The 24,770-nt window shown below is 65.5% G+C and carries 20 protein-coding genes; 9 read left to right on the top strand and 11 right to left on the bottom strand.

Annotated features, from left to right (window positions below):
* Positions 1 to 2: 2 nt before the first annotated feature.
* The 5 genes from CXQ91_RS20520 to CXQ91_RS20500 all read right to left on the bottom strand — a co-directional run bounded on the left by CXQ91_RS20520 (position 3) and on the right by CXQ91_RS20500 (position 4,716).
* Positions 3 to 320, bottom strand: coding sequence for a hypothetical protein (locus CXQ91_RS20520; RefSeq protein ID WP_104175735.1), 318 nt, complete (start codon positions 318 to 320; stop codon positions 3 to 5).
* Positions 321 to 446: 126 nt separating this feature from the next.
* Positions 447 to 1,598 (bottom strand): diguanylate cyclase, encoded by a 1,152-nt coding sequence (locus CXQ91_RS20515; RefSeq protein ID WP_104175734.1) that lies wholly within the window; start codon positions 1,596 to 1,598, stop codon positions 447 to 449.
* Between the two features lie 153 nt (positions 1,599 to 1,751).
* Entirely contained in the window at positions 1,752 to 2,807 is a 1,056-nt protein-coding gene (locus tag CXQ91_RS20510) for a zinc-dependent alcohol dehydrogenase family protein (RefSeq protein ID WP_104175733.1), read from the bottom strand.
* Between the two features lie 65 nt (positions 2,808 to 2,872).
* Positions 2,873 to 3,499 carry a response regulator transcription factor gene (locus CXQ91_RS20505; protein WP_104175732.1) on the bottom strand — a complete coding sequence of 209 codons (627 nt, stop codon included), beginning with the start codon at positions 3,497 to 3,499 and terminating at the stop codon, positions 2,873 to 2,875.
* Entirely contained in the window at positions 3,496 to 4,716 is a 1,221-nt protein-coding gene (locus CXQ91_RS20500) for a sensor histidine kinase (protein WP_181038978.1), read from the bottom strand. The genes CXQ91_RS20505 and CXQ91_RS20500 overlap by 4 nt, the downstream gene beginning before the upstream one ends.
* 220 nt (positions 4,717 to 4,936) lie before the next feature.
* On the opposite strand from CXQ91_RS20500, the gene CXQ91_RS20495 reads away from it, so the two are divergent.
* The 6 genes from CXQ91_RS20495 (at position 4,937) to CXQ91_RS20470 (ending at position 13,634) form a co-directional block, all read left to right on the top strand.
* A complete protein-coding gene (locus tag CXQ91_RS20495) occupies positions 4,937 to 5,530 on the top strand; it encodes a heme-binding protein (RefSeq protein ID WP_181038983.1) in 594 nt (197 codons plus the stop codon).
* A 204-nt stretch (positions 5,531 to 5,734) separates the two neighbouring features.
* Positions 5,735 to 7,663: a hydantoinase/oxoprolinase family protein gene (locus CXQ91_RS20490; protein WP_104175730.1), complete on the top strand. Its 1,929-nt coding sequence runs from the start codon at positions 5,735 to 5,737 to the stop codon at positions 7,661 to 7,663.
* A 49-nt stretch (positions 7,664 to 7,712) separates the two neighbouring features.
* Positions 7,713 to 8,153: an acetone carboxylase subunit gamma gene (locus CXQ91_RS20485; protein ID WP_258074169.1), complete on the top strand. Its 441-nt coding sequence runs from the start codon at positions 7,713 to 7,715 to the stop codon at positions 8,151 to 8,153.
* A 27-nt stretch (positions 8,154 to 8,180) separates the two neighbouring features.
* Positions 8,181 to 10,307, top strand: coding sequence for a hydantoinase/oxoprolinase family protein (locus tag CXQ91_RS20480; protein WP_104175728.1), 2,127 nt, complete (start codon positions 8,181 to 8,183; stop codon positions 10,305 to 10,307).
* Between the two features lie 63 nt (positions 10,308 to 10,370).
* Positions 10,371 to 12,692, top strand: coding sequence for a hydantoinase B/oxoprolinase family protein (locus CXQ91_RS20475; RefSeq protein WP_104175727.1), 2,322 nt, complete (start codon positions 10,371 to 10,373; stop codon positions 12,690 to 12,692).
* Between the two features lie 120 nt (positions 12,693 to 12,812).
* Positions 12,813 to 13,634 carry a hypothetical protein gene (locus tag CXQ91_RS20470; protein WP_146072399.1) on the top strand — a complete coding sequence of 274 codons (822 nt, stop codon included), beginning with the start codon at positions 12,813 to 12,815 and terminating at the stop codon, positions 13,632 to 13,634.
* A gap of 11 nt (positions 13,635 to 13,645) precedes the next feature.
* Here the strand turns inward: CXQ91_RS20470 and CXQ91_RS20465 are convergent, their stop codons facing one another.
* From CXQ91_RS20465 to CXQ91_RS20450, 4 genes are all read right to left on the bottom strand, one after another.
* On the bottom strand, positions 13,646 to 16,456 hold the full coding sequence (locus CXQ91_RS20465) for a LuxR C-terminal-related transcriptional regulator (RefSeq protein WP_104175725.1): 2,811 nt from the start codon (positions 16,454 to 16,456) through the stop codon (positions 13,646 to 13,648).
* Between the two features lie 138 nt (positions 16,457 to 16,594).
* Positions 16,595 to 17,779 carry an acetyl-CoA acetyltransferase gene (locus CXQ91_RS20460; RefSeq protein ID WP_104175724.1) on the bottom strand — a complete coding sequence of 395 codons (1,185 nt, stop codon included), beginning with the start codon at positions 17,777 to 17,779 and terminating at the stop codon, positions 16,595 to 16,597.
* On the bottom strand, positions 17,776 to 18,462 hold the full coding sequence (locus CXQ91_RS20455) for a CoA transferase subunit B (protein ID WP_104175723.1): 687 nt from the start codon (positions 18,460 to 18,462) through the stop codon (positions 17,776 to 17,778). The genes CXQ91_RS20460 and CXQ91_RS20455 overlap by 4 nt, the downstream gene beginning before the upstream one ends.
* Before the next feature lie 59 nt (positions 18,463 to 18,521).
* Complete coding sequence (locus CXQ91_RS20450) at positions 18,522 to 19,241, bottom strand: CoA transferase subunit A (protein WP_104175722.1); 720 nt, start codon at positions 19,239 to 19,241, stop codon at positions 18,522 to 18,524.
* Positions 19,242 to 19,442: 201 nt separating this feature from the next.
* On the opposite strand from CXQ91_RS20450, the gene CXQ91_RS20445 reads away from it, so the two are divergent.
* Positions 19,443 to 20,225, top strand: coding sequence for an IclR family transcriptional regulator (locus CXQ91_RS20445; protein ID WP_104175721.1), 783 nt, complete (start codon positions 19,443 to 19,445; stop codon positions 20,223 to 20,225).
* Positions 20,226 to 20,602: 377 nt separating this feature from the next.
* On the opposite strand, the gene nadE is transcribed toward CXQ91_RS20445, so the two are convergent.
* Together nadE and CXQ91_RS20435 are read right to left on the bottom strand one after the other, a co-directional pair.
* On the bottom strand, positions 20,603 to 21,457 hold the full coding sequence (gene nadE, locus CXQ91_RS20440) for an ammonia-dependent NAD(+) synthetase (protein ID WP_104175720.1): 855 nt from the start codon (positions 21,455 to 21,457) through the stop codon (positions 20,603 to 20,605).
* A gap of 72 nt (positions 21,458 to 21,529) precedes the next feature.
* Positions 21,530 to 22,531, bottom strand: coding sequence for a LacI family DNA-binding transcriptional regulator (locus tag CXQ91_RS20435; protein WP_104175719.1), 1,002 nt, complete (start codon positions 22,529 to 22,531; stop codon positions 21,530 to 21,532).
* A gap of 264 nt (positions 22,532 to 22,795) precedes the next feature.
* Here CXQ91_RS20435 and CXQ91_RS20430 point away from each other — a divergent pair, with 264 nt between their 5' ends.
* Positions 22,796 to 23,644 carry a sugar phosphate isomerase/epimerase gene (locus CXQ91_RS20430; protein WP_104175718.1) on the top strand — a complete coding sequence of 283 codons (849 nt, stop codon included), beginning with the start codon at positions 22,796 to 22,798 and terminating at the stop codon, positions 23,642 to 23,644.
* A complete protein-coding gene (locus tag CXQ91_RS20425; protein ID WP_104175717.1) occupies positions 23,641 to 24,651 on the top strand; it encodes a Gfo/Idh/MocA family protein in 1,011 nt (336 codons plus the stop codon). The genes CXQ91_RS20430 and CXQ91_RS20425 overlap by 4 nt, the downstream gene beginning before the upstream one ends.
* Positions 24,652 to 24,770 lie beyond the last annotated feature (119 nt).

Genomic DNA, 24,770 nt, shown 5'->3' with positions numbered 1-24,770 from the left:
TCCTAGCCGTTGTCGGCGCCCTCGCCGGTGTCCTCCCACATGACATCCAGGTTGTGGAAGATCACGGGTCCGTCGCACAGCGCCGCCATCTTGGCCGCGAACTCCGACGTTTCCGGGCGGCCGGAATTCTCCATCGCAGAGTCAAAGGAATCGAAGTCGACGATAGTGAAATAGGTCCCCGGGCGGTCCCTGTCCGCCGTCGCGACAATGCGGCGGAACGTTGGCGGAGTACTTCCCTCGGTCCTTGACGGAGGGCCCAGCTCTTCAATCTCCTTGATGCGGGAGGTCTTGAATTCGATGATCTGCACAAACCCGGCCATGACGTCTCCTCGACGGCGGTGGATGCTGACGCGCTTCACGCTAGCCCCCGCCGCAGGGCGGCGCAAAGGGGAGAAATGCCCTACTTTGCCGGTGCCGTGGCTCTGCCCTGGTGGGAGCCAGGGCGACTAAGGGGTGTGGACTCCCCGGACGGTGCGGTTGCGGCCCAGCGACTTGGCTTGATACAGGGCGGTGTCCGCGGTCGCGATCAGCTCATCCAGGCCGGCCGTTCCATGGTCTATCGGGGCAATGCCGTAACTCGCCGTGGGCATGCGGAAACCGCCCGGTCCGCGGACTGAGCTGAGCTGCCGGTTGATTTCCGCAGTGATGGCTTCTGCCCGGTCCGGGCTTACACCGGGCAGGAGGAAGATGAACTCCTCGCCGCCGTAACGTCCCACGAGGTCTGTTGAACGGACCGTGTCATTGCAGGCGGCGGCGAACGACTGCAGGGCCACATCGCCGGCCGCGTGGCCGTAGGTGTCGTTGACTGTTTTGAAGTGGTCAATGTCGGCCAGGATCAGGGAGCCCAGTGCCTGCTTGCGCCGCAGCCGTTGCAGCTCATCGGAAGCCAGTTCCAGGAAGGCCGAGCGGTTGAGCAGCCCGGTGAGGCCGTCCTGCGTGGCCACGGCGTGGAGGGCGCGTGTCTGCTGTTCGCTGCTGAGCGCCGCCATGCTGAAGGACACCACCACCAGCAGCACCATGGTGACCAGCGTGGTGACGGCGGAGCCGAAGTAGGCAACGAAAACGGGGCCGTCCGGGCCTTCGCCGATGTACACCACCAGCCGGCAGAAGTAGTAGGCGGCGAAGAACCCGGCCGCGATGGCCAGCGGAATCCGGACCCGGGAGTAGCCCGGCTCCAGCCGCCAGAGTTCGCGGGACGCCAGGCCCAGCATGAGGCTCATGAGCGCCAGGAACACGGCCCCTCCGGACCAGACGTTGACGGCTGGGTTCTCCAGGGCTGATGACACGGTCACAACGGCGGGACCTGCCGCCAGCTGCCAGGAACGGGGCCGCGGGGCCCGCAGGGACCGGGCACCTGCCCAGACGCAGGTTGCTCCCGCGATCAGCAGGCAGTTTCCCAGCGGGTTGGCCCACACCTGATGCGCTGTCCCGTTGAAGAGAAAGGCAGCGGACCCGGCGAGGAAGAGCGTCAGGGCGACGCACCACCACGCACTGTAGGGGGACCGCGTGTTCCGGTAAGCCGCGAAGTAGAACAGGAGGGCAAGGGTGAACGCGACAACGGCAAAGGCAACCCTGAGGGTTGAGGTGTCGAGCTGCATTCAGTTCCCCCAGTTCGCCACCAAGCGAAGATCCGGACCGTACGCGCACCCAATTCGTACGCAGACTTAGTATCGCACCCGAAGGCGCTCGCACGGGGACTGCCGTTGCAGTCTGTCAAAACCCTGCTTAAGCCCTGCGGTCAGCCGGCCGGGTCAGGGCGTGAGCAGCACCTTGATGGCACGCCGTTCGTCCATGGCTTTGTAGGCCTCGGCAGCTTCCTCCAGCGGCATCACGGAGTCAAACACCCGGCCCGGGTTGATGGTTCCGGCCAGCACGTCCGTCAGTAGTTCGGGGATGTACGTCCGTGCGGGAGCCATGCCGCCGGCGATGGAGACGTTGGAGTCAAACAGGTAGCGCAGCGGAACCTCGGCCCCTCCGGTGGGGACGCCCACAAAGCCAAGTGCGCCGCCCGGGCGGACGCAGTGCAGGGCCTGCTCCATGGACTCCTTCGTGCCCACGCATTCCAGCACCGAATCGGCCAGCACACCGCCCAGCAGCCCGCGGATCTTGGCCACGCCGTCGTCGCCCCGTTCCTCCACGATGTCCGTGGCGCCGAACTCGCGAGCCAGCGCCTGCCGGTCCGCGTGGCGGGACATGGCGATGATCCGCTCTGCCCCGAGCCGCTTGGCCGCGAGGACACCGCAAAGCCCGACGGCGCCGTCGCCCACCACTACCACCGTCCGGCCGGGTGCCACTTTCGCGGACAGCGCCGCGTGGTGGCCGGTGGCCATGACATCGGAGAGCGTCAGCAGGTTGGCGGTTAGCCCAGCGTCCGGCTCGGTGACTCCCGGCACCTTGACCAGGGTGCTCTCGGCAAGAGGAACACGAACGGCCTGGCCCTGGCCGCCGTCGATCCTGTGGCCGGTATCGTCCCGGCCGCCCCAGCCGGCCAGGTGGTCGCACGCAACGGTGACGCCGTTGCGGCACTGCGGGCATTCGCCGCAGCTGATGACGAACGGTGCGATGACGAAGTCGCCCGCCGCCAGCGCTGTCACGTCCGCGCCGACGCTCTCCACCACTCCGACGAATTCGTGGCCGATGGCCGTCGGCTTCTTCGTGGGCCTGACGCCGCGGTACGGCCACAGGTCCGAGCCGCAGACGCAGGATGCGGTCACCTTCACCACAACGTCCGTGGGCAGCTGGACGCTGGGGTAGTCGCGGTCTTCGACCCGGATGTCTCCAGGGCCGTGGATGATGGTGGCGCGCATGAGGGCTCCTCAAGTCCGGGTGCGGGGCTAGGGTCGAGTCTAGACCTGCGTTCCAGAAGGATCCGCTAGCGCATCCCCTCGCGGCGGATGGCGGTGGCGATCGCGGCGGCCCGGGTCTCCACCCCGAGCTTGGCGTAAATGTGGGCCAGGTGCGTCTTCACCGTGGCCTCGGAGATGAACAGCCGCCGGCCGAGCTCCCGGTTGCTGAGCCCCTCGATCAGCAGGCTCAGCAGCTCCGCCTCGCGCGGAGTCAGGATCTCGTCGGGGTTCCGCAGCTGCTGGAAGAGCCGCGAAGCCACGGGGGCGCTCATCACGCTCTTGCCCTGGACGGCTCCCCGGATGGCAGAGAAGATCTCCTCCGGCGCGGCGTCCTTGAGCAGGTAGCCCATGGCGCCGGCGTCGACGGCCCGGACGATGTCCGCATCCGAATCGTAGGTGGTGAACACCAGCACGGCCTGCCTGCTGTCGCGGCGTCGCAGCTGCTTGATGGCCTCGATGCCGTCCATCCCGGCGCCCATGGCGAGGTCCATCACCACCACCGCGGGGCTGAGCTGCTCCGTTTGGACCAGTGCCTCTTCTCCGGAGGCGGCCTCGGCCACCACCTGAATGTCGGGCTGCGTTCCCAGCAGGGCCTTGAGCCCGCTGCGGACCACCAGATGGTCGTCCACCAGCAGCACGGTAATCGGGTTCACTGTTCCTCCCCGGTGGGCAGTTGCGCGGCCACTATCGTCCCTTCGCCGGGGGTGCTTTCCACCGAGAATACGCCGCCCAGCTGCTCCACCCGCTGCCGCATGGCGCGGAGTCCGTAGCCTCCGGCGTCCGACGGCGGTGCCAGCGACAGCGGGTCGAAGCCGCCGCCGTCGTCGTACACATCCAGGGTGACGGCACCGGGCAGGAACCCCAGCGTCACCGTGGCGTTCGCCGCGCCGGCATGCAGCTTGGTATTCGCGGCAGCGCTCTGGACCACCCGGAGCAGCGTGTGCCGCACGTCGGCGGGGACAGGGCGCGGCTCGCCGGTGACCAGCAGGCGCACGCCCGGGACATACTGCGACGCCGCCTGCAGCAGGGCATCCGGCAGGGGAGCCGTATCCAGCCCAGGGGAGGCGAGCTCGTGGACCAGGCTGCGGGTGTCCGCGAGGTTCCGGCGCAGCATCCCGCTGGCGTTGAGGACGTCCTCGCGCGCGGCCGGGCTGGGCCAGGACCTGTTCGCGGCTTCCAGGAGGAGGAGACTGCTGGCCAGGCCCTGCGTCACGGTGTCGTGGATTTCCCGGGACACCCGTTCGCGCTCCTCGATGGTGCCCGCCCTGCGCTCGCTGGCCGCCAGCCGTCCCTGGGCCAGCGACACCTCCGCGTGCAGCCTGCGCTGCTCGGCGGCGTCCTGCTCGATGCGGTCGTAGATCAGCGTCAGCATAACTCCCACGGCCAGCGGCCCCAGGAGCATGGCAATGTCGCTGCCGCCGCTGAGCCGGAACAGCCCGACGGCGGTGGCCGCCGCCGTCGCACCCCCCGCCAAATACGCCACCCAGCCGCTGAAGGCGGTCCGGCACAGGAAGAACAGCGCGAACGAGCACCATGCAAAGCTGGGCGCCGCGATCACCAGCACCGCCCAGAGCGCCACCAGGACGAACATCCACACCGCCCACGGCCGCCTGCGCTGCGAGAGCACGGCGATCACGGCATAGAGCGAACACACTGCCGCGGCCAGGGCCAGCACCCACAGGTTGTCCGCCGGGCTGTGGCGCATGACGTACCGGACCGCCGACGCCACCAGCAGCACGGCAAAACCAAGATGGACGACGGCGTCGATGCGGCCCAGCGGGCCTCTTCCGGGAGCGCCATGGTGGGGGAGGGCTTCGGGGGCTGGCGAGGGGACCGGCGCCGCCGGGAGGGCTGGTGGTGAGGAGGGCATGGGGGTCCGGTTCCGGTGGAGGAGTGCTACCCACAATGCTAGGGCCCGCGCCGTTGCTGGTCTCTCAGCCTTTTGGCTGATACGGCAAGCCTGATGGGGGAGGCCGGAGCAGACTAACGCCCGATGCCTTGCCGCGCCTGAGCGGAAACGATGGATTCCAGGCCCGGGGGCATGAACCCGGGCAAGTGCCAGAACCCCATTCCAAGGAGAACCCGTGAAGATGTCCAAGAAGATCGCCGCCGCCGCTGCCGCCGGAGCACTGCTCCTGACCGGCGGGCTGACCGCCGCAGCCAACGCCGGGACCTCAGCTGCCGCGTCTGCACCGGCAGCGGCTCCCGCAGCCGTTCCGGCAGCCGTTCCCGCAGCCGACGTCCAGCCGGCCCCGGAAACCGTGGTGGCCCAGAACCGGATCAGCGTCGGTGCCTCCGCGGACGCGGTCAAGGCTGCCCTTGCCAAGTGCCAGGCGGACAAGCTGCCGTTCGTCACCGTTGCCCTGGTGGACAGGTTCGGAACCGTGCAGGCGCTGCTCCGCGGCGACAACGCTGCCGAGCACACCATTGAGGCGGCGCAGCAGAAGGCCTACACGGCTGCCGCGTTCGGCACGCCCACCAGCGAGCTTGCCAAGCGCATCAACGGCAACGGGCCCAGCATCGCGGACCTCCCCGGCACCCTGTTCCTGGCCGGCGGAGTCCCGCTCAAGGTCAACGGGGTCTCCGTGGCGGGCATCGGCGTGGGCGGCGCCCCGGATGGTGCGCTGGATGAAGCCTGCGCAACCGCCGGCGCCGAGGCCATTGCCGCCGGGACCGCCAAGTAGGCCCTGCGGCTGCAGCCGCAAACCACTCCACCACCCACCCGGGTGGCCGTTCGGGCCCCGAATAGTCCACCCGGTCAGGTGGTTGCGGGCCACTCCGGCTGCTGAGCCACACTGAGGTCAGTCCTCAATGTGGCTTGGATCACAGTCGCATGTTGAGGAATACGCCGCTGGTGTCACCGCGCCTCAACATACAAAGGAGTATCAATGGAACGGCTCATTAACATCGACAACGGTGGGACGCTGACCGATATTTGTGTCTGGGACGGTGAGAATTTTTCGTTCACGAAGACGCTCACCACACCCTTTGACCTCTCCCAGTGTCTCTTCGACGGCATGGCCAAAGCTTCCAAGGAGATCTTCGGCGAAGAGGATCTTCCGGGGCTGCTGCACTCGACCCGTCACATCCGGTACTCCACCACCCAGGGAACCAATGCCCTCGTGGAGCGCAAGGGTCCCCGGGTTGGCATCCTCACAGACAGCCCCACGCTGGCCGGCGAACTCCGCAACGGGGACGCCGCAGCTGAGCTCTTTGAAGACCTCGTCGGCTCGCGGGTGGCAGTCATCAACGCCGAACAGGACGTGGAGGAGCTCGCCCAGGACATTGTCAAGCATGTCAACCGTCTGACCACGGACGGCGCCGCACGGCTGGTCATCGCCATGGCGGACCGCACCAAGGAGAAGGCCGTCAAAGGCGTCCTGCTCCGGAAGTTCCCCCGTCATCTGCTGGGCTCGGTTCCCATGCTGTTCTCCTGGGAATTCACGCCCGACACCGTCCAGGGCCGCCGGGTGTGGTCCGGAATCATCAACTCCTTCCTGCATCCCACCATGGAGCGGTTCCTCTACAGCACCGAGCACCGGCTCCGGGACCACAAGGTCAAGAACCCGCTCCTCATCTACCGCAATGACGGAGCCTCGTCACGGGTTGCCAAGTCCGTCGCGTTGAAGACGTACTCTTCCGGCCCCCGCGGCGGGCTGGAAGGAACCAAGGCTCTCTCGGAGGCATACGGACTCGCGCACGTTCTTATGATCGACGTCGGCGGCACCACCACGGACGTCGGCTCGGTAAAGAACTCGACCATCTCGACGGACCGCAGGGGCTCCATTCAGGGAGTTCCAGTTTCATTCGAGATGAGCAATGTTCACTCCAGCGGCGTGGGTGGCAGTTCCGTCATCTCCCTTCGCCACGGCGTCATCACGGTCGGCCCCGAGAGCGTCGGAGCTGCACCAGGCCCTGCTTGTTTTGGTTTTGGGGGCAAGCAGGCCACTATCACGGACGTAAATCTGCTACTCGGCGTGCTCGATCCCGACACCTACCTCGATGGAGGTTTCAGTCTCGACGCGGAACGCTCCCGCGCAGTCATCACCGAAGTCATCGCAGAACCTTTGGGGATCACCCTGAATGACGCCCTGATCCGGATGGAAGCCGCATACTTCCACCGCATGTCGCAGTCCTTTGCGGCCGACGTCGAGGATGCGGACGCCACCACGGTTGCCGCGTTCGGAGGGGCCGGACCGATGAGTGCCTGCGGTGCCGCACGGATCGCCGGAGTTCGCCGTGTCCTGGTGCCCAAGATGGCCGCGGTCTTCTCAGCCTTCGGGATCGGCTTTTCCGACATTGCGCAGACTTACGAGGCGAACGTCGCGGGAATGGACGCGCAAAACTTCGGCGCAGCCAGGGCGACACTGCTGGCCCGGGCTACGCGGGACATGTTCCAGGAAGGCCACGACATCGGCGAATGCCGGCTCGAATGGAACGTGGTGCTGGAAGACGCCGAAGGCCAGCTGGTGTCCGAACTGCCGTACCTGGCGTCCGATCCGCAGCCAGGCACCAGCGAGCACAACACCATGCTGACCCTGACCGCCCGGTACGAACTGCCGCACGCATCGATCAGGCGGGCCGAATCCGTGGCGAAGACACCCGCCGTCGCCGCCTCCACCCGAAAGGTCCGCTCCACCGTGGACAAGGTGGACGAGGTTGAAGTCTTCGACTTGGACAGCCAAACGGCCGGGGCTTCGGCGGCAGGCCCCGCAATCGTCGAAGGCCCCTACTTCACGGCCCGCGTGCCGCACGGCTGGGTCTTCGACGTGACGGTCTCCGGTGACCTCATGCTCACAGACACCCTCCAGAAGTGACCCCACACAACCAGCAAGAAAACAGGTGAGACACGCTATGCGAATTCCAATGACGGAATATCTGATCATCGATCTCGACACCGAGCGGTGGAACTGCAAGGTATGCGACCAGGACCTCGGCGACGCCAGAGGCAACTACAAGGAGGGGACGCTGGTTTACGACCGGGACCCCACGGAAATCCACCAGTCGATCCTGGACCCTGAGAAGTACGAATTCACGTTCGCCCCGGACCCCACGTTCTGCCGGATTCTCGAGTTCTACTGCCCGGGGTGCGGAACACAGCTGGAAACGGAATACGTACCGCCGGGACACCCGCCCACAGTGGACATGCTGTGGGACATCGACTCGCTCCGCGAAACATGGATCAAGCGGGGCACCAAACCTGAGGTCGCCATCAACTACGGACCCGGCGAAGAGGCGGTCGCCGATTTCACCCCGGCCCTCGGCTCCTATAACACCCACAACCATTCCCCCCATTCGTTCAGCTAGTACTTGGAATAAAGGAGACCACTGGTCATGAAACGAATCTCCGTCGACATCGGCGGCACATTTACCGACTGTTTCTTTGCCTGGGAAGACCAGTACGTTGAAGCAAAGGCGCTTACAACGCACCACAACCTGGCCCAAGGCTTCAATGAAGCACTCGACCTCGCCTGCTCACGCGCCGGACTGGACCGGGACCTCGTCCTGAAGGAAGTCGATTCCGTCCGCTATGCCACCACACTCGGCACCAACGCGCTGATCGAAGGTAAAGGCCCGCGGGTGGGGGCGCTGGTCACCCACGGCTTCGAGGACACCATCCCGCTTTCCCGCGGCCGTGGCTACGGCGAAGGACTGGACCCTTCCAAGCAGCAGAACATGCCTGACGCCACCCGCCCTGATCCGCTCGTGCCCCGCGCCCTGATCCGGTCGGTGAAGGAGCGAATCAACTCAGCCGGCAAGGTCGTCGTTTCGCTGATGGAAGACGATGTCCGCATCCAGGTGCGCGAACTCGTGGACGCCGGGGCGGAGGCAATTGTCGTCTCCCTGGTCAACTCGACCGAAAACCCGGTCCATGAGCAGCAGATCCTGGAGATCATCCTGGACGAGTACCCGGCCCACGAGCTCGGGGCCATCCCCGTCCTGCTGGGAAGCCAGGTGTCGGGCCGAAAAGGCGAGTACGTCCGTGCGACGTCGACGATCGTGGACGCGTTCCTGCACGAAATCATGTTCCACGCGCTGGGGCAGCTGTCCAACAACCTGCGTACGTCCGGTTACGACAAGCCCATGCTTGTGATCCACAACTCCGGCGGTATGGCGCAGTCCAACTCGACGGATGCCCTGCAGACCATCCACTCCGGTCCCATCGCCGGCGTGGGCGCTGCCCAGCACCTGGCTGACAGCACCGGCTTGGGAAACGTGATTTCGACGGATATGGGCGGCACATCCTTCGACATCGGACTGGTCCCGGAAGGCGGAGTCAAGCACTACGACTTCCAGCCGACCATCGGCCGCTGGCTGGTATCCGTTCCGATGATCCACCTGTTGACGCTGGGTGCGGGAGGCGGCTCGATTGCCAGTTATGACCGCATCCACCACGCGGTCCAGATCGGGCCGGAATCAGCCGGCTCGGACCCGGGCCCCGCATGCTACGACCGCGGCGGCCTCCGACCTACCGTCACGGACGCCGACCTGGTCCTGGGGTACCTGGATCCGGACAACTACGCCAACGGCTACATCAAGCTGAACAAGAAGCGCTCCGTCTACGCAATCGACGAGGTCCTCGCTGATGACCTGGACATGGACACCATCCAGGTTGCCAAGATCATCAAGAACGCGGTCGACGAGCAGATGGCGATCGGCATGGCCAAGGAGCTGCGGGTCCGGGGATACCTTCCGGAAGACTTCACCATGCTGGCCTATGGCGGCAACGGCCCCCTCCACGCCTGTGGCATTGCCGATCACGCAGGCATCCGCAGGATCCTCGCGCCGCCGTTTTCCTCGGTATTCTCGGCCTGCGGTGCCGGCAACATGAAACCGCTCCACATCCATGAGCGCGGCTCCCATGTGGTGCTTTACAACCCCACGGACCGCAGCCTCTACCAGAGCTACGACGAGCTGAACAATGTCATCCAGGAGCTGGAAGCCAAGGGCAAGGAAGACCTGATCCGTCAGGGGTACGACGCCGCCGACATCCGCTACAGCCTCGAAATGGACATGCGCTACGGCAACCAGCTGGTGACCACGGCTGTCGTTTTCGACATCAACCGTGTGAACGGCGTCGCTGACGTGCTTCACCTGATCCGGACGTTCTCGGACATCTACGGCAAGCGCTACGGTGCCGGCAGCCAGGCTCCCGAGGCCGGCATCCGGGCCCAGACCGTGAGGGTGTCGTCCTATGTGGACGGGGACGTGGTCAAGTTCGATTCGATCGACTCCGGACATGACAGGACCATGCCCAGTCCGGTCGGCACCCGGCAGGTCCACTTCGTGAAGATCGACGGAGCCGTGGATACCCCGGTGTACGACGCCGAGGCCCTCCACCACCAACACGTCATCCACGGCCCGGCCATCGTCACCACGGAAAACACCACGTATCTGGTGGAACCGGGCTGGCGTCTGGAACCGACATCCCAAGGAGCAGTGTGGTTCCTCAAAGACTGATCCCGTGCCCAACGGATCCACACCAGACCTTCCAGCTAATCCCATTGAAGGAGCTCGACAGCAATGACGCTTACAGCAAATGAAACCAGCACCACCGGAGACGCTTCCCAGCCGCTGACTGCCCAGGAGCAGCAGTGGGTGGACCAGTTCATGGACGAAACGACCCTCTTTCTTGGCCCGGACCCGGCCATCATGCGAAGCCACCAGATCACTTCCCGCTCCGCCTACGAGGAGGAGTGCATCTCCAAGGGGGTGGACCCCATCAAAGTGGACCGCATCCGCAAGCGCCTTGCCGGCGCCCTGGATGAGGGCTACGAAATGTGCGAGGCCATGGGTGCCGCTCCCGGTGCCAAATGGGGGGATCTGACGACGGCGATCTACACCGCCGAAGGGGACGTCACCTACCTGTCCTGTCACGGCGTGATCGCGTTCTCGGCGATCCTGCATCACCCGATCCGCTACATCATGAAGTACTGGAAGGACGAGCCGACGGTGGGGATCAACCCCGGCGACGGATTCATCCACAACGATGCCCGGTACGGAAACGTCCACAACACGGACCAGTCCATGATCATGCCGATCTTCCGCGAGGGAAAGATCATCGCTTGGGTCGCCGCGACCATTCACGAAGGCGAGAACGGGGCATGCGAGCCGGGCGGAATGCCGTCGGGCTCCGAGACCCCGTTCGACGACGGACTCCGGATGTCCCCGTTCAAGATCGTTGAAAAGGGCGATCTGCGCCGGGACCTGCTGACGTTCCTGCAGCACTCAGTTCGCGACCCCAAGCTGCAACTGGCTGACCTCAAGGTCAAGATCGGTGCCGTCCAGCGCATCCAGGAACGCGTCGACAGCATCATCGACGAAGTGGGAGTGGAGACCTTCGTCGCTGCCCTGCGGGTCACCGTTGAAGACGTGGAGCAGGAAGTGAAGCGCCGCATCAGTGAACTGCCGGACGGGACCGTGTCCTTCAACCAGTTCATGGACTCCACGCTCAAGGAGAACATCCTGATCAAGTTCGCCTGCAAGGTGACGGTCAAGGGCGACAAAATGACAGTGGACCTGAGGGGCACGGGTCCCGAAATCCTCAACCGGGCCATCAACTCCCCGCTGTGCTCGGTCAAGTCGATGATGATGCAGGCGATCCTGGCGTTCTGGTGGCCTGACCTGCCCCGCTGTACCTCTGCGATGTCGCCCATCGACATCATCTCGGATGAACACACGTGGGCCGACGCTGGTTACGATGCTCCGATGGGGCAGTCGCTGCAGGCGTCGTTCCGGGGATTCTCTGCCCTGCAGACAGCCTTTGCCAAGATGCAGTTCTCCAATCCGGAGAAGTTCTCCAATGTCCTGGCTCCGTGGTTCAACCAGATCAACACCTTCCTGTGGGGAGGCCTGACCCAGCACGGCGACCAGGTAGGGAACCTGTGTGCCGACCTCAACGGCATGGGCGGCGGTGCCAAGGCATTCCGCGACGGCGAAGACGCCGTCTCACCGTTGTTCTGTGCCATGGCTGACACTGCCGAACAGGAAGTCATGGAAGAGGAAGTTCCTTTCATGCAGCTGGTCAGCAAGCGGATCGTCCGCGACAACCAGGGCTTCGGCAAGAACAGCGGCGGCATGGGCTACGAGATGATCGTCGCCGCCGAGGGAACGCCGATGTGGGGCTTCATGACCGTGACCTCGGGATCCAAGTTCTCCTCCGTCACGGGAATGTTCGGCGGCTACGGCTGCAGCACCACACCGCTGGCCATGGTCAAGGGCATCAACATCTACGACGTCATCCGCAAGGACTCCAGCAAGTTCGATTTGTCCATGGAACGGATCATGAACGAGCAGCCCTACGAGGGCGGGAAGTACACCACGTCCCATATGGGGCTGCAGTTCGACGTCGCCAAGGATGGCGAGATGTACATGATCGCCCAGGGCTCCGGCGGAGGGTACGGCGACGTTCTGGAACGTGATCCGGAAGCGGTGGCTAAGGACCTGGAGCTGGGCCGCATTTCACCGAAGGTCGCCACCAGCATCTACGGCGTCGTCTGGGATCCTGAAACATTCGTGGTGGACCAGGAGGCAACCGCCCGGTTGCGCCACGACTCACGGCAGGCCCGGATCGCCCGCGGCAAGCCGTACAAGGAGTTCCTCGAGGGCTACGTGAAGACCGAGCCCCCCAAGGACCTCCTCTACTACGGGTCCTGGGGCGACGACACGGAGGAGCTCACCGCCACCCACTTTACCAACAACGGACCGGAACGGGTCAAAGCGACCATCGACAAGCTGCCGCTGATCATGCTCCCGGACCGCCGGGAAGTGAAGATCAGCGCACTGGAGGACCGGATCCGCGAGCTCGAACTGAAGCACGGGGAAGTTGTCCACCGTAAGTCCTAGCCCGTTATGGCACGTCCCCATCCGGGGCGCAGCAACTCACGAAGCCTCCAGCGCCGCATCCCCATCCAGGACGGTGCGGCGCTGAAGGCCGCTATCAGCCACAGTATGGAGAAAGACGTCATGACCACTTCCACTGCCACCACCCTCGCCAACGTTGTTGCCTCCCCTCCGTCCGGGCGACCGAAAGCTGTGGTGTTCGACCACCATGAGTACGCAGCTTCCGTGATTCTTCGCGGCCGGCCCGTCCCCTGGGACAACGCCACGGCGTATGCGGCTTTCTTCGCCCAGGCACAGGGGCTGCTCCGGCCGGACGTGGCGCTCCTGGACCTGGACCGGTTGTACGGTCACCTGCAGACCGGCAACACCCGGCTCGAGACCGCCATGGCGGCCAGGTCCCGGACGGGGTTCGCGCTGAGGACTTTGCTGGGGGACGAGGACCTCAACCGGTCGGTGCTGGACTTCGTTACCGTGTTCGCCAAGACAGCCCGCCAGCCTGTGGTGCTGCGCATCCCGTCGCCGATGAGGTGGCTGATGGCAACGCACCGATTCTCGGGCGCGGATGACACCAGCGGCCTCGACGCCGACAACGCCGAGAATGCCTCCATGTATGTCAGTGACTGGCTGCGGGCGTTCGCGGGGCTGCCCGTCGCGGGACTTTTGCTGGACAACCGAACGCCTGCCGACGCGTCCCGCGGCGTGCACGTTCCGCTCGAGGCCTACACTCCGATTGCCAATCTGGCTGGCAACTACCGTTGGACGCTGGGGCAGCTCGACGACGACCGGGCGCGCCTGCATGGGAACGCTGCGGTTGGTGCCTACATTCCTGCAGGGTTCTGGCTGGAGTCGGACGTCGAACTCCCGGCCGGGGACTTCTACCTGGGCGAGATCCCCGGCGCCGCCTCGCCGGAGGGCGTCCTCGCCAGGCTGGAAACCCTGGGATAACTGACCCCTGGTTACTTCAGCGGGAGCAGGTGCCGGCGTCGGGCCTCTATGACACAGGCCCTTCGGTCACTGACGCCGAGAGTATTGAACAGGCTCTTGAGATACCACTTGACGGTGTTGATGCCCAGATGGAGCTCCTGGGCGATTTCGCGGTTGGACCGTTCTTTCTCGACAAGGCGCAGGATCATTTGCTCGCGCTGCGACAGGCCCGGTTCCGGAACGGTGGTGCCCGCGCCGGTTGTCGGAGGGGCGGCCTCTGCGGGCCACCCGGTATCGCGGTTGGTCCTGGCCTGGGAATCGAGCCGGATGAGGATACTGAGGAAACGCGGCAACTCGTGGCTGCTCCCCTCCGGGACGGGCTCGCGCCGGAGTCTTGCCGAGGTGGCGCGGACCAGCTCCAGGCAGCTTGCGCCGCCATCGAGCACAGGTCGGACCAGGCCCAGCCGGGAACATGTCTCCAAGGCTGGCCAGAGCGTCGTTTCGGCTTCCTTACGGTTCCCCGCCTGTTCGAGCGCGACGGCCAGCAGGATGCGGGCATTGAGTTCTGCCCTCGGCCCTAAATAGGCTGCCGCCCGCGACAGCAAGTGGCGGGCGCCTTTCACGGTGTCCAGTTTGCTGGTGGAGTCCGTGCCCTCGTGCTCTGCGTCAGCCATGGCGGACCGCAGCTGCGTGGCCAGCTGGATCTGGTGCCGGGCCTCGGCCAGCCCTTCCAGCCGTGGTCCGGTGGTGTCCGCCGTTTCCTGGGCAACAACCTCGCCAAATACGGCACCGCGGGGTTCCGCGTCGACGGTCCGGGGGCTGATTCCCAACTGCACGCGTTCCAGGTTCATGACCAGTTTGAGCCGGTCCAGGCCGAGGCTGTCGGCCACCAGATCGCCTTCATCGAGTATTTCCCGGGCCCGCGGAGTGTCCCCCCGGAGTGCTTTTATCCTTGCCAGCGTCCCGTATGTGGACAACATGAAGTCCACCACCCCGCCTTCGGAGCCCAGCTCGCGGGTCTCTTCCAGCAGCTTCTCGGCTTTGTCGAGTTCTCCGCGTTCATACAGGAGCTGGCCCATCATCGCTCCCGCCAGCCGCGCCGCATGCGAATATCGCCCTGCCTTGCGCCTGCCCAGTTCCACGGCCGCGGTGAAGTGCTGGTCCACGCTGTCCAGATCGAGCAGGGAGTAGGCGGCAAGGCCCGCGAAACAATGTCCGTACACGCCACTGAAGGGTCCCGAGGTGAGGCCGTGGAACTTCGCGGCCCAGCGCTGTTGTTCCAAGGCGAGCGGGTACCCGCCGTCGTGGATTTTCTTGAACGTTGACACGTTCGCTGCCACCGAGACGATCCAGGGCCGGAGCAGGTCCGCGTGGGCGAAGCACTTCTCGTCCAGTTCGTCCACGTGGTTCACTCTGTCGCTGTACATGTCGATGCAGCTCTGAACAACGAGCCCTTCGACGCCCAGTTCAAAGCGGTCGTGTTCGGTCAGGGTCGCATCGGCGGGCATCACGGCTTCGGCCCGGTCCAAGGCGCTCTGCGCCGCTGCCGATTGGTGGAGCAGTGTGTGGGCCCACGCTATCGCCGTCTGGAGCCGGGCTTGTCCGGCCACATGGTCTGCCGGGATCTTGGCGACAAGAGCCAACAGGGTGGACATGCTGGAGTGTTCCACCAGCCACATGGCGCGGAATTCGACGATCTCCGCTGCGAGATTAACGTCGCCGGCAGCGAGGGCATGGTCTACCGCGTCACTGGGGAATCCGTTTTCCGAATACCAGCGTGCCGCGATCAGGTTCAGTTCCTTGGTCCGGCCCGGGTAATCGCGCTCCAGGCGGCGGCGCAGGTAGTCCTCAAACAGATGGTGGTAGCGGTACCAGGTGCCGTCGTCGTCCAGCGGCTGCAGGAAAAGATCCTGCGCCTGGATCCTCTCCAGCATTGCCTGGCCCAGTTCCACCCCCGAGAGGGCGGACGCCAGTCCTGCGCACAGCCGTTCCGGAACCGACGTCATCAGGAGGAAATCGAGTGTTTCGGGGTCAAGGGTGTCGAGGACGTTTTCGGCCAGATATTCACCGATGGACGCGTGCCTGCCGGAGAGCCGTTCGATCAGTTCGGAGGCCTCGCGGTGGTCCCTCAGGGACAGGGAGACCAGTTGCAGCGCGGCGATCCATCCCTCAGTGGTCCGGTGCAGGCTGGCCACGTCCCCCGCATCCAGATCGAGCCGGTTGATGCCGACCAGGAAGTCCTGGGATTCCGTTTCATCGAACCTCAGCGCGACCGCGTCCACTTCGAGCAGCTGGTCCCGCACCATCAGCCGGCCAAGTGGCAGGCCCGATCGGTTGCGGCTGGTGATGATGAAGGACAGATGTGAGCCGCCGGCATCCAGCAGCCGTTCCACCACAGTCCTGGTTCTGGGCTCCGTGACCAGGTGCCAGTCATCCAGGGTGATGACGATGTCCTGGCCGCCCTCATCGATGGCGTTGATGAGGGCGGGAACCACGTACTGCTCAGCGTCGTCGGGCCGCTCCTCCAGCAGCTGCTGGAGTTCCTCCTCGAATCCGGGCCGGGCTTTGCGGATTGCCTGAAGCAGATGGGAAAGGAACCAGATGGTGTTGTTGTCGTCCCGGTCCAAGGACAACCAGACAGTCACGAGGCCCTGGGACGCCAAGTTTTCCATCCATTGGGCTGCAAGGGTCGACTTGCCGAAACCGGCCGGGGCGTGGATCAGCGCGAGCCGCCGTTTCCGGTCCGAGTGGAGCATCTCGGTCAGCCGCGCGCGGTGAACCCACTGGCCAACCGGCTCGGGTGCGCGGAACTTGCTTGACGCACTGGGTGGTCCTGTCGGCATCCGCCACCTCCTTGTGGTCCGGCGGTTGCCGGGAAATGCATTTGGCCCTCTGAAATCCTATGGGAACCGCGGGATCAAAGACAGTGGTGACCTCTGCCTGCTCCTCCCGGCGGTTCCCGGCCCCCGCGTTGGCTTTTCCTAGACCGCTTCGAGCACGCTGACGTAGTTCGCGATGCCCACGCCGCCCATGTTCTGCACTGCAGCGCGGCGGGGATTGGCGAGCTGCATGCCGCCTGCGGTGCCGGTGAGCTGCATTGCCGCGATGACGTGCTGGGACACGCCGGTGGCGCCGACGGGGTGGCCCTTGGCCTTGAGACCGCCCGAGACGTTGACGGGCAGCTTGCCGTCCTTGAACACCCAGCCTTCCGCCAGGGCACGGGCGCCTTCGCCGGGTTCGGTCAGGCCCATGGCCTCGTACATGAGCAGTTCGGCGATGGTGAAGCAGTCGTGCACCTCGGCGAAGTCCAGGTCCTCCAGTCCGACGCCGGCCATCCCCAGCGCCCGCTGCCAGGAGGCCCGCGTGGCGGCGAATTCGGTGGGGTCGCGCCGTTCGGCGGGGAAGAAGTCGTTCGCGTGGCCGAACCCCGCCAGGCGCACCGGCGCAGTGGCCCCGCCGGTCGGTGAGGCAGACAGCACGACGGCGGCGGCGCCGTCGGACACGGGGGAGCAGTCGGTGCGGCGCAGCGGATCGGCCACCATCGGGTTCTTGTCCGAGACCGTGCGGCAGAACTCCTCGCCGAGGTCCTTGCGGAGCTGCGCGTAGGGGTTGTCCACGCCGTTGCGGTGGTTCTTCGCGGCGATGGTGCCCAGGATGTCGCTGACAGGGCCGTAGCGCTTCTCGTAGTGCTTGGCCACTTCGGCGAAGAGGCCAGTGAAGCCGGTGGTGGAGGCCTTGCCGGCCATGTCGTAATCCGCGCCCAGCAGGGCCGAGCCCACAACGTCGGCGCCGGCGTGGGTCATCTTCTCGGCGCCGATGACGAGCACGGTCTTGGCGGTGCCTGCCAGCAGCGACTTCGTGCCCTGCTGGAATGCGGCCGAGCCGGACGCGCAGGCGTTTTCCACGCGGGTGGAGGGCACGTTGGCCAGCTGATCGGACACCTGCAGCGCGAGCGACGAGGGGAAGGCCAGCGGCATCATGCCGGAATTGAACTGGCCGAGGTAGATCTCATCGATCTGGCCGGGCTCAATCCCGGCGTTGCCGATGGCCTCGGTGGCCACTTGGACGATCAGGGACTCGAGGGTCTCGTCAGTGAGTTTGCCGAAGCGGCTGTGGCCCCAGCCGGTGAGTAGGACATCTTTTCCGAACTGTTCGCGCAGGCTCATGCTATGGCTCCTTCAAGGGTGGGGGTTGCGTTCAGGGACGTGGCGACGTCGAAGCGGGCTTCGGTTTTCCCGCGAAGTTCCTCCACGGTGACGCCCGGGGCGAGGCGGGTCAGCGTGAGCTGCCGGGCGCCGTCGGACTTTTCCAAGTCAAAAACAGCGAGGTCGCTGATGATCCTGTCCACGCAGCTCAGACCGGTTAGCGGGAGGGTGCACTCCCTGACGATCTTGGCGGTGCCGTCCTTGGCGTTGTGTTCGGTGAGGACCACAACGCGCGGGGTCCCGGCGACGAGGTCCATGGCGCCGCCCATGCCCTTGACCATCTTGCCGGGGATGGTCCAGTTGGCGAGGTCGCCGCTGCCCGAGACCTGCATGGCGCCCAGGATGGCGACCTTGACGTGGCCGCCGCGGATCATGCCGAAGGACGTGGCGGAGTCGAAGATGCTGCCGCCGGGCAGGACCGTGACAGTCTGCTTTCCGGCGTTGATGAGGTCTGCGTCTTCCTCGCCCTCATAGGGGAAAGGGCCCATGCCGAGCAGGCCGTTCTCGCTCTGCAGGACCACGCGCACGCCCTCGGGCAGGTTGTTGGCGACCAGCGTGGGGATGCCGATGCCGAGGTTGACGTAGTCGCCGTCGTTGAGTTCTTCGGCCGCGATGGCAGCCATTTCATCCCTGGTCCAAGCCATGGGGTTCTCCTTGGGGTTCAAAAGTTGGGGGCTTAAGTGTTCGTTCGCGCTTGGTGGGGCTAGGCCGGAACGGGCTCCGAGGCGCGGGGGCGGACCGTGCGCTGTTCGATGTCCTTGACCCGGCCGCTGGCCTGCACCAGGTGCTGGACGTAGACGCCGGGGGTGACGATGTGGTTGGGATCCAGCGCGCCCGGTTCCACGATGACTTCCGCTTCGGCGATGGTTACGGCGCCTGCCGTGGCCACCACTGGGTTGAAGTTCCGGGCGGTGAAGCGGTAGATCAAGTTGCCGTCGGTGTCCGCGGTGTGGGCGTGGACCAGGGCGACGTCGGCCTTGATGGCGCGCTCCTGGACGTACGTTTCGCCGTCGAACTCGGCTAGCGGCTTGCCCTCGGCGACGAGCGTGCCAACACCGGTCTTGGTGTAGAAGGCCGGGATGCCGGCTCCGCCGGCGCGGAGGCGCTCGGCCAGGGTGCCCTGAGGGGTGAACTCCACCTCCAGCTTGCCGGCGAGGTACTGCTCGGCGAAGAGCTTGTTCTCGCCCACGTAGGAGGCGATGACCTTGCGGACCTGGCCTGCCTCGATCAGCACACCGAGGCCCTTGCCGTCCACGCCCATGTTGTTGGAGACGACCGTGAGGTCCTTGACGCCGGAATCGCGGACGGCCTCGATCAGGTCCGCCGGGATGCCGCTGAGCCCGAAGCCTCCGACGGCCAGCGTCATGCCGTCCTGCAGCACGTCCTGCAGTGCGGCAGCCGCACCGGATTTCACCTTTGACATTGCATCTCCTCATTGAGCTCTTGACGCAATCCACTTTGTGGACTGTTCCTCTGCTGTTGGAGCCTACGGTTCCGAAATGGGCACTGTCAATGGTTGATTTTGGTCCAAAAGACGGCATTTTTACAGTGTGGACGGTAGGATGGTGAGTGTCCATAATATGGATGGTTTAGATGGATCTAACGCAAAGTCCGAGGAAAAAAGATGTGTTCATTACCGGTCCAGGGCGCACAAGTCGTCAGCCGCGTCGCGTCCCTGCTGCGCATTGTCGGACGGAAACCGGAAGGTTCCCCGCTTGTGGAACTCGTCAGGGAATCCGGGCTCACCCGCCCCACAGTGCACCGGCTGCTTTCCTCACTGGCTTCGGAGGGGCTACTGGACCAGGAACCGCAGAGCGGCAACTGGGTGCTGGGCCCGGAAATCCTGCTGATGGGTTCCGTTGCCTCCGCCCGCTTTCCGCTGGAGGACATTGCCCGGCCCAGCCTGCGCCGGCTCGCCGAGGAGACCGGTGAAAGTGCCTTCTTCTCCATCCGCCGCGGAGCGGAAACAGTGTGCCTGCTCCGGGAGGAAGGCAGCTTCCCGGTGCGCTCCTTTGTGCTGCACGAGGGCGTCCGGTTTCCGTTGGGGGTGGCGTCCGCCGGAACTGCGATCATGGCGTTCCTGCCCGAAGCTGAACAGGAGGAACTGCTCGCCGGCTGGACCGCCCACGCCGGCACCTTCGCCGCGGCGCACACCGAGGCCCTCGTCCGGGAGAACCTGGCAAAGACCCGGCAGGCGGGCTACTCGGTCAATCCCGGTCTGGTCCTCGAGGGCAGTTGGGGCATGGGTGCAGCGGTTTTCGACCAGCGCGGACGTCCGGCCTGGGCGTTGTCGCTGACCGGGATCGAGCCTCGGTTCCGGGGCGAACGGCAGGAGACCCTGGGCCGTCTCCTGATGGAGGAAGCACACCGGATCTCCACGCTGCTCAATCGCCCGCCAGGGGCCTGAGCATCGCCTTGGTGCCCGGCCGTCACGGGGCACTTCGACACGGACGCGCCGGCAATTGAGGCCGAAACGGGCCAACCAAGGCTCAAAGTGCCCCGGTCCGGCCGCGGCTCGATCTGCCAAGTCCACCCAACTTCAGGCGCTTGAGCCCACCTCCGAAGTGCAAGATGCTGGCAACACGGGCGCCGCGGCGTATTCTGCCCTGGTCCAGGTGGGCCTCAGCCGCGGGGGCCACGTCCGGGGCAAGCTCGTGCTGATTCCATAGTTGGAGGCGCCGACTTGATGCCCGGCCGTCATGGGGCACTTTGACACGGACACGCCGGCGTTTGGGGCCGAATCGGTCCAGCCGGGCTCAAAGTGCCCCGGTTCGGCCTGCAGGCCTACAGCCCGACCCGGGGCTCCTCAGGGCCTTGGCCCTTCCACCAGGTGTCGAAGATGGTGACCGGGACCGTGCGCTTGTGACGGGTGCGGAGGTATTTCTGCTCGATGGATTCGGCCACGGCGTCCGGGACCTCCCGGCCTTCGAGGTAGTCGTCGATCTGGTCGTAGCTGATGCCAAGCTCGTCTTCGTCCGTGCGACCCGGCTTGCCGTCGAGGAGGTCGGCCGTGGGGACCTTCTCCCAGATCCGGGCGGGGGCGCCGAGCTCGGCGAGGAGTGCCCGGTTCTGGCGCTTGTTCAGCCCGAACAGCGGCAGGATGTCCGCGCCGCCGTCGCCGTACTTGGTGAAGAAGCCCGTGACGGACTCGGCGCCGTGGTCGGTTCCGATGACCAGGTAGTTGTGCTCGCCGGCGAGGGCGTACTGCGCGATCATGCGGGTGCGGGCCTTGGTGTTGCCCTTGTGGAAGTCGGAGATCCCGTTGCCCACGGTCTTCTCGAACTCTTCCTCGAAGCCGTCCACTGCCGCGGAGATGTTGAAGGTCCACTCCGTCTTGGCCTGGATGAAGTCGAGGGCGGCCTGGGCGTCGTCCTCGTCGTGCTGCACGCCGTAGGGCAGGCGGACCGCCACGAAGTTGGCTTCGACGCCGTCGGCCGCGAGTTCTTCGACGGCAAGCTGGGCCAGCCGGCCCGCGAGCGACGAATCAAGGCCTCCGGAGATGCCCAGGACGAAGCCCTTGGTGTGCGTTGCCTTGAGGTATTCCTTCAGGAACGTGACGCGTTTGCGCACCTCCCCGGCGGGGTCGATCCGGGGCTGGACGCCCATTTCTTCAATGATGCTGGCCTGGAGTTCGCGCATGTGATCCAGACTAGTCAGCAGTGTCAACCATGCTCAACTGTGTCCGCCCGAACCACGTCGCAGAGTGAAGGCTTAGCCAGGCGCAGGCGCAGGCCCGGTGGAGCCGCGGACGGTCAGATGCGTGGGCATCACGGACCGGCTGCGGGTGCCGCCGCCCGCCAGCGGGTTCAGCTGGGCCAGCAGCATGGAGACTGCCACGCGGCCGGCCTGTTCGATCGGGGAGGCCATGGTGGTCAGCGGCGGATTGCAGAAGTCTGCGCCGAAGATGTCGTCGCAGCCCACCATGCTCATGTCCTGCGGAACACGGATGCCGCGTTCGCGGAGGCGCTGGAGCATTCCGATGGCGATGAGGTCGTTGAACGCGATGCAGGCCGTCACCCCGCTGTGCACGGCGGCGTCCGCGGCTGCTGCGCCGGACTGCGTCTTGGGCGCGAACGGCCCCAGCCTGCGCACCTCCACGCCGCGTTCCTTGGCTGCCTCGGACAGGGCGGTCCAGCGCCGGGTGCTGGACTGGGACGTTGCCGGTCCGGCGATGTATGCAATCCGGGTATGGCCCAGCGAGATGAGGTGGTCGAGGGCCTGGCTCGTGGCGGACGGCGTGTCAATGAGAACCGCAGGGATGCCGGGGACGTCGCGGTTCATGGTGACCATGGGCATTTTTGCCGCCGCGGCCAGCAGGGCTTCGTCGGTGAGCCGGGAGGCGGCCACCACGATTCCGTCCGCACTCTTGCGGAGCTGTTCCATGGTGCTGGCCTCCACCTCGTCCGATTCCTCCGTGTCCACCAGCAGCTGGGTGTATCCGGCGGCCTTGAGCTGGAGCTGGGTGCCCCGGATGAGGTCGAAGTAGAAGGGGTTGGTGATGTCCGGGACCAGCACCCCCACTGCTCCTGTGCGCCCGGAACTCAGTGCTTTCGCCTGGCTGTTGGGGATGTAGTGCAGCTGGGCGGCGGCCGCTTCGATGCGCTGGCGCGTCCGGATGTTGACGCGGTCCGGCGAGGAGAGCGCCCGCGAAACGGTGGAGGCCGCCACGCCGCAGAGCGCGGCGATGTCGTGGATGGTGGGCGGGCGGTCCATTGCTGCTGGTTGCGTCGTAGCCACGGCGCTCCTCTCTGAACGTGGTGGCCGGGCCGTGAGGCCGGGTCGGATGGACGGGCCTGTGACTGCCGCCACAGATCCGGTCAGCAAAGAATGCCACAGATTGTCAAAGTTTGGCAATCGGTTGTCATTTGAAGGCGGGGCTAGCTAAACTGAGCTGGACACCGTTTGTGAACTGCGTCACCGCACTGGAGCCCGAAGGCGAGCTGCCAGCCCGGCGGCCGCGAAACCCAGGAGATCCGCGTGAGCAAAACAACAACCGCAGTCTGGCCCCTTTCAGGTTTCGGCGATGAGATAGACCCGGACCCCGCGGTGCAGGCTGCCGTATTGCTGGCACTGGGCGCGAGCCACATCGAGGTCCGCAGCGCCTGGGGCACCAATGTCTCCGAGCTGGAACCGGAGCAGGTTGCCCGGCTGAAGGAGATCCTCGATGAAAGAGGCCTCAAAGTCTCGGCAGTGGCCAGCCCCATCGGCAAGGTGGATGTGAGCCTGCCGGCGGAACACGAGCTGGAACGGCTCCGCCAGATCATCTCCGTGGCCAAGGGTCTGGACACCAAGTACATCCGCGTCTTCTCGTTCTACCGGGCGGAAGACCGTAGCGCCGAAGATATCCGCGAGGACGTCCTGGCCCGCATGGGCGCGCTGGCAGCGCTCGCGGAAGAGTCCGACGTCGTGCTTCTGCATGAAAACGAAAAGGGCATCTACGGCGATACGCCGCAGCGCGTGCTGGACATCATGGAGTCCGTGGACTCCCCGGCGCTCCGCATCGCCTGGGACAACGCCAACTTCGTCCAGGTTGGCGTCAAGCCCTACACAGAGGGCTACGCCATGCTGCGCCCGTACCTCGAGTACTTCCAGGTCAAGGACGCGCTCTCCACCACCGGCGAAGTGGTGCCCTCCGGCGAGGGCGACGGCGAACTGGACGCCACCATCGCCGCCCTCAAGGCCGACGGCTTCACCGGTTTCGCGTCGCTGGAACCCCACCTGGCCAGCGCCCACGAGCTGGGCGGCTTCTCCGGCCCGGTTGCCTTCGGCATCGCGGCCCGCGCCTTCGCTGCGCTCGCGGCGAAGAACGGGGTTGAACTCTCTTGAGCACGACGGCGGCGGTCATCGGCTGCGGAGATGTTTCGGCGGTGCACTTCGAAGCGGTTGCAAAGCTCGACGGCGTCACGCTGGTTGCGGTCTGCGATGCGGATCCGCAGCGGCTGGCCGCCGCTGTGGCCGCCTATGGCGTGCCCGGTTTCGCCGACCACCTGAGCCTTATCGAGGCGGTCCGGCCGGACGTGGTGCATATCTGCACCCCGCATGACCAGCATGCCTCGGTGGCCGCGGACTGCCTGGAGCGCGGCGTCAACGTCATCGTGGAGAAGCCACTGGCCCACACCCTGGCAGAAGGCCGGCGGCTGGTGGAAGCCGCGTCGGCGGGCGGGGCGAAAATCGCGGTGTGTTTCCAGAACCGTTACAACGCCACGGCGCAGGCCATGCACGCGCTGCTGTCGTCGGGCGAGCTGGGGGCCGTGGTGGGGGCCTCGGCAACAGTGATGTGGCAGCGCTCCGCTGACTACTACGAAAACCGGCCGTGGCGGGGGACGTGGGCCGGGGGCGGAGGCGGGCTGATGATGAACCAGGCGATCCACACCGTGGACCTGCTTCAGTGGCTGGTGGGCGACGTTGTCGCGGTCACGGGAAATGCTTCCACGCGCTTCCTGGGCGGCACCATCGAGGTGGAGGACACCGCGGAATTCGTGGCCGAACATGCCAACGGTGCCCGAAGCGCGTTCTATGCCACCCTGGCAAATGCCTTCAACGCGCCGGTGACACTCGATGTGGTCACCGAGAAGGCGGTCCTGTGCCTGCGGGGCGACCTCACCGTCACCCATGACGACGGGCGCGTGGACGTCGTTCCGGAGCGCAAGAGCGACTCCGGCGGCCGGTCCTACTGGGGTGTCTCGCACGAGCTGCTGATCAGCGACTTCTACAGCCGGCTGGACGAGGCGGAGCCGTTCTGGATCAGCCCTGCGGAGGCCGAAAAATCGCTGCGCATCATCAAGGACGTCTACCGGCAGAGCTACCCGGAATTGGCTGGCAAAGTGTCCTGACCCGTGGCTGGAATGGCGTCTGGGGCCTAGCCGAAGCAACCGGTTGCTGACCCTTATATGCTCCGGGAGCTCTTCATTTCCGAACTCTCAAAGTTTTTCTGCAACTCTTTTGACAATCG

The organism is Arthrobacter sp. Y81 (assembly GCF_002929335.1).
In the GTDB taxonomy this organism is placed as follows: Bacteria; Actinomycetota; Actinomycetes; order Actinomycetales; family Micrococcaceae; genus Arthrobacter.
Note: the sequence above shows the minus strand (reverse complement) of the source record. Positions and strands in the feature narration are given on the sequence as shown.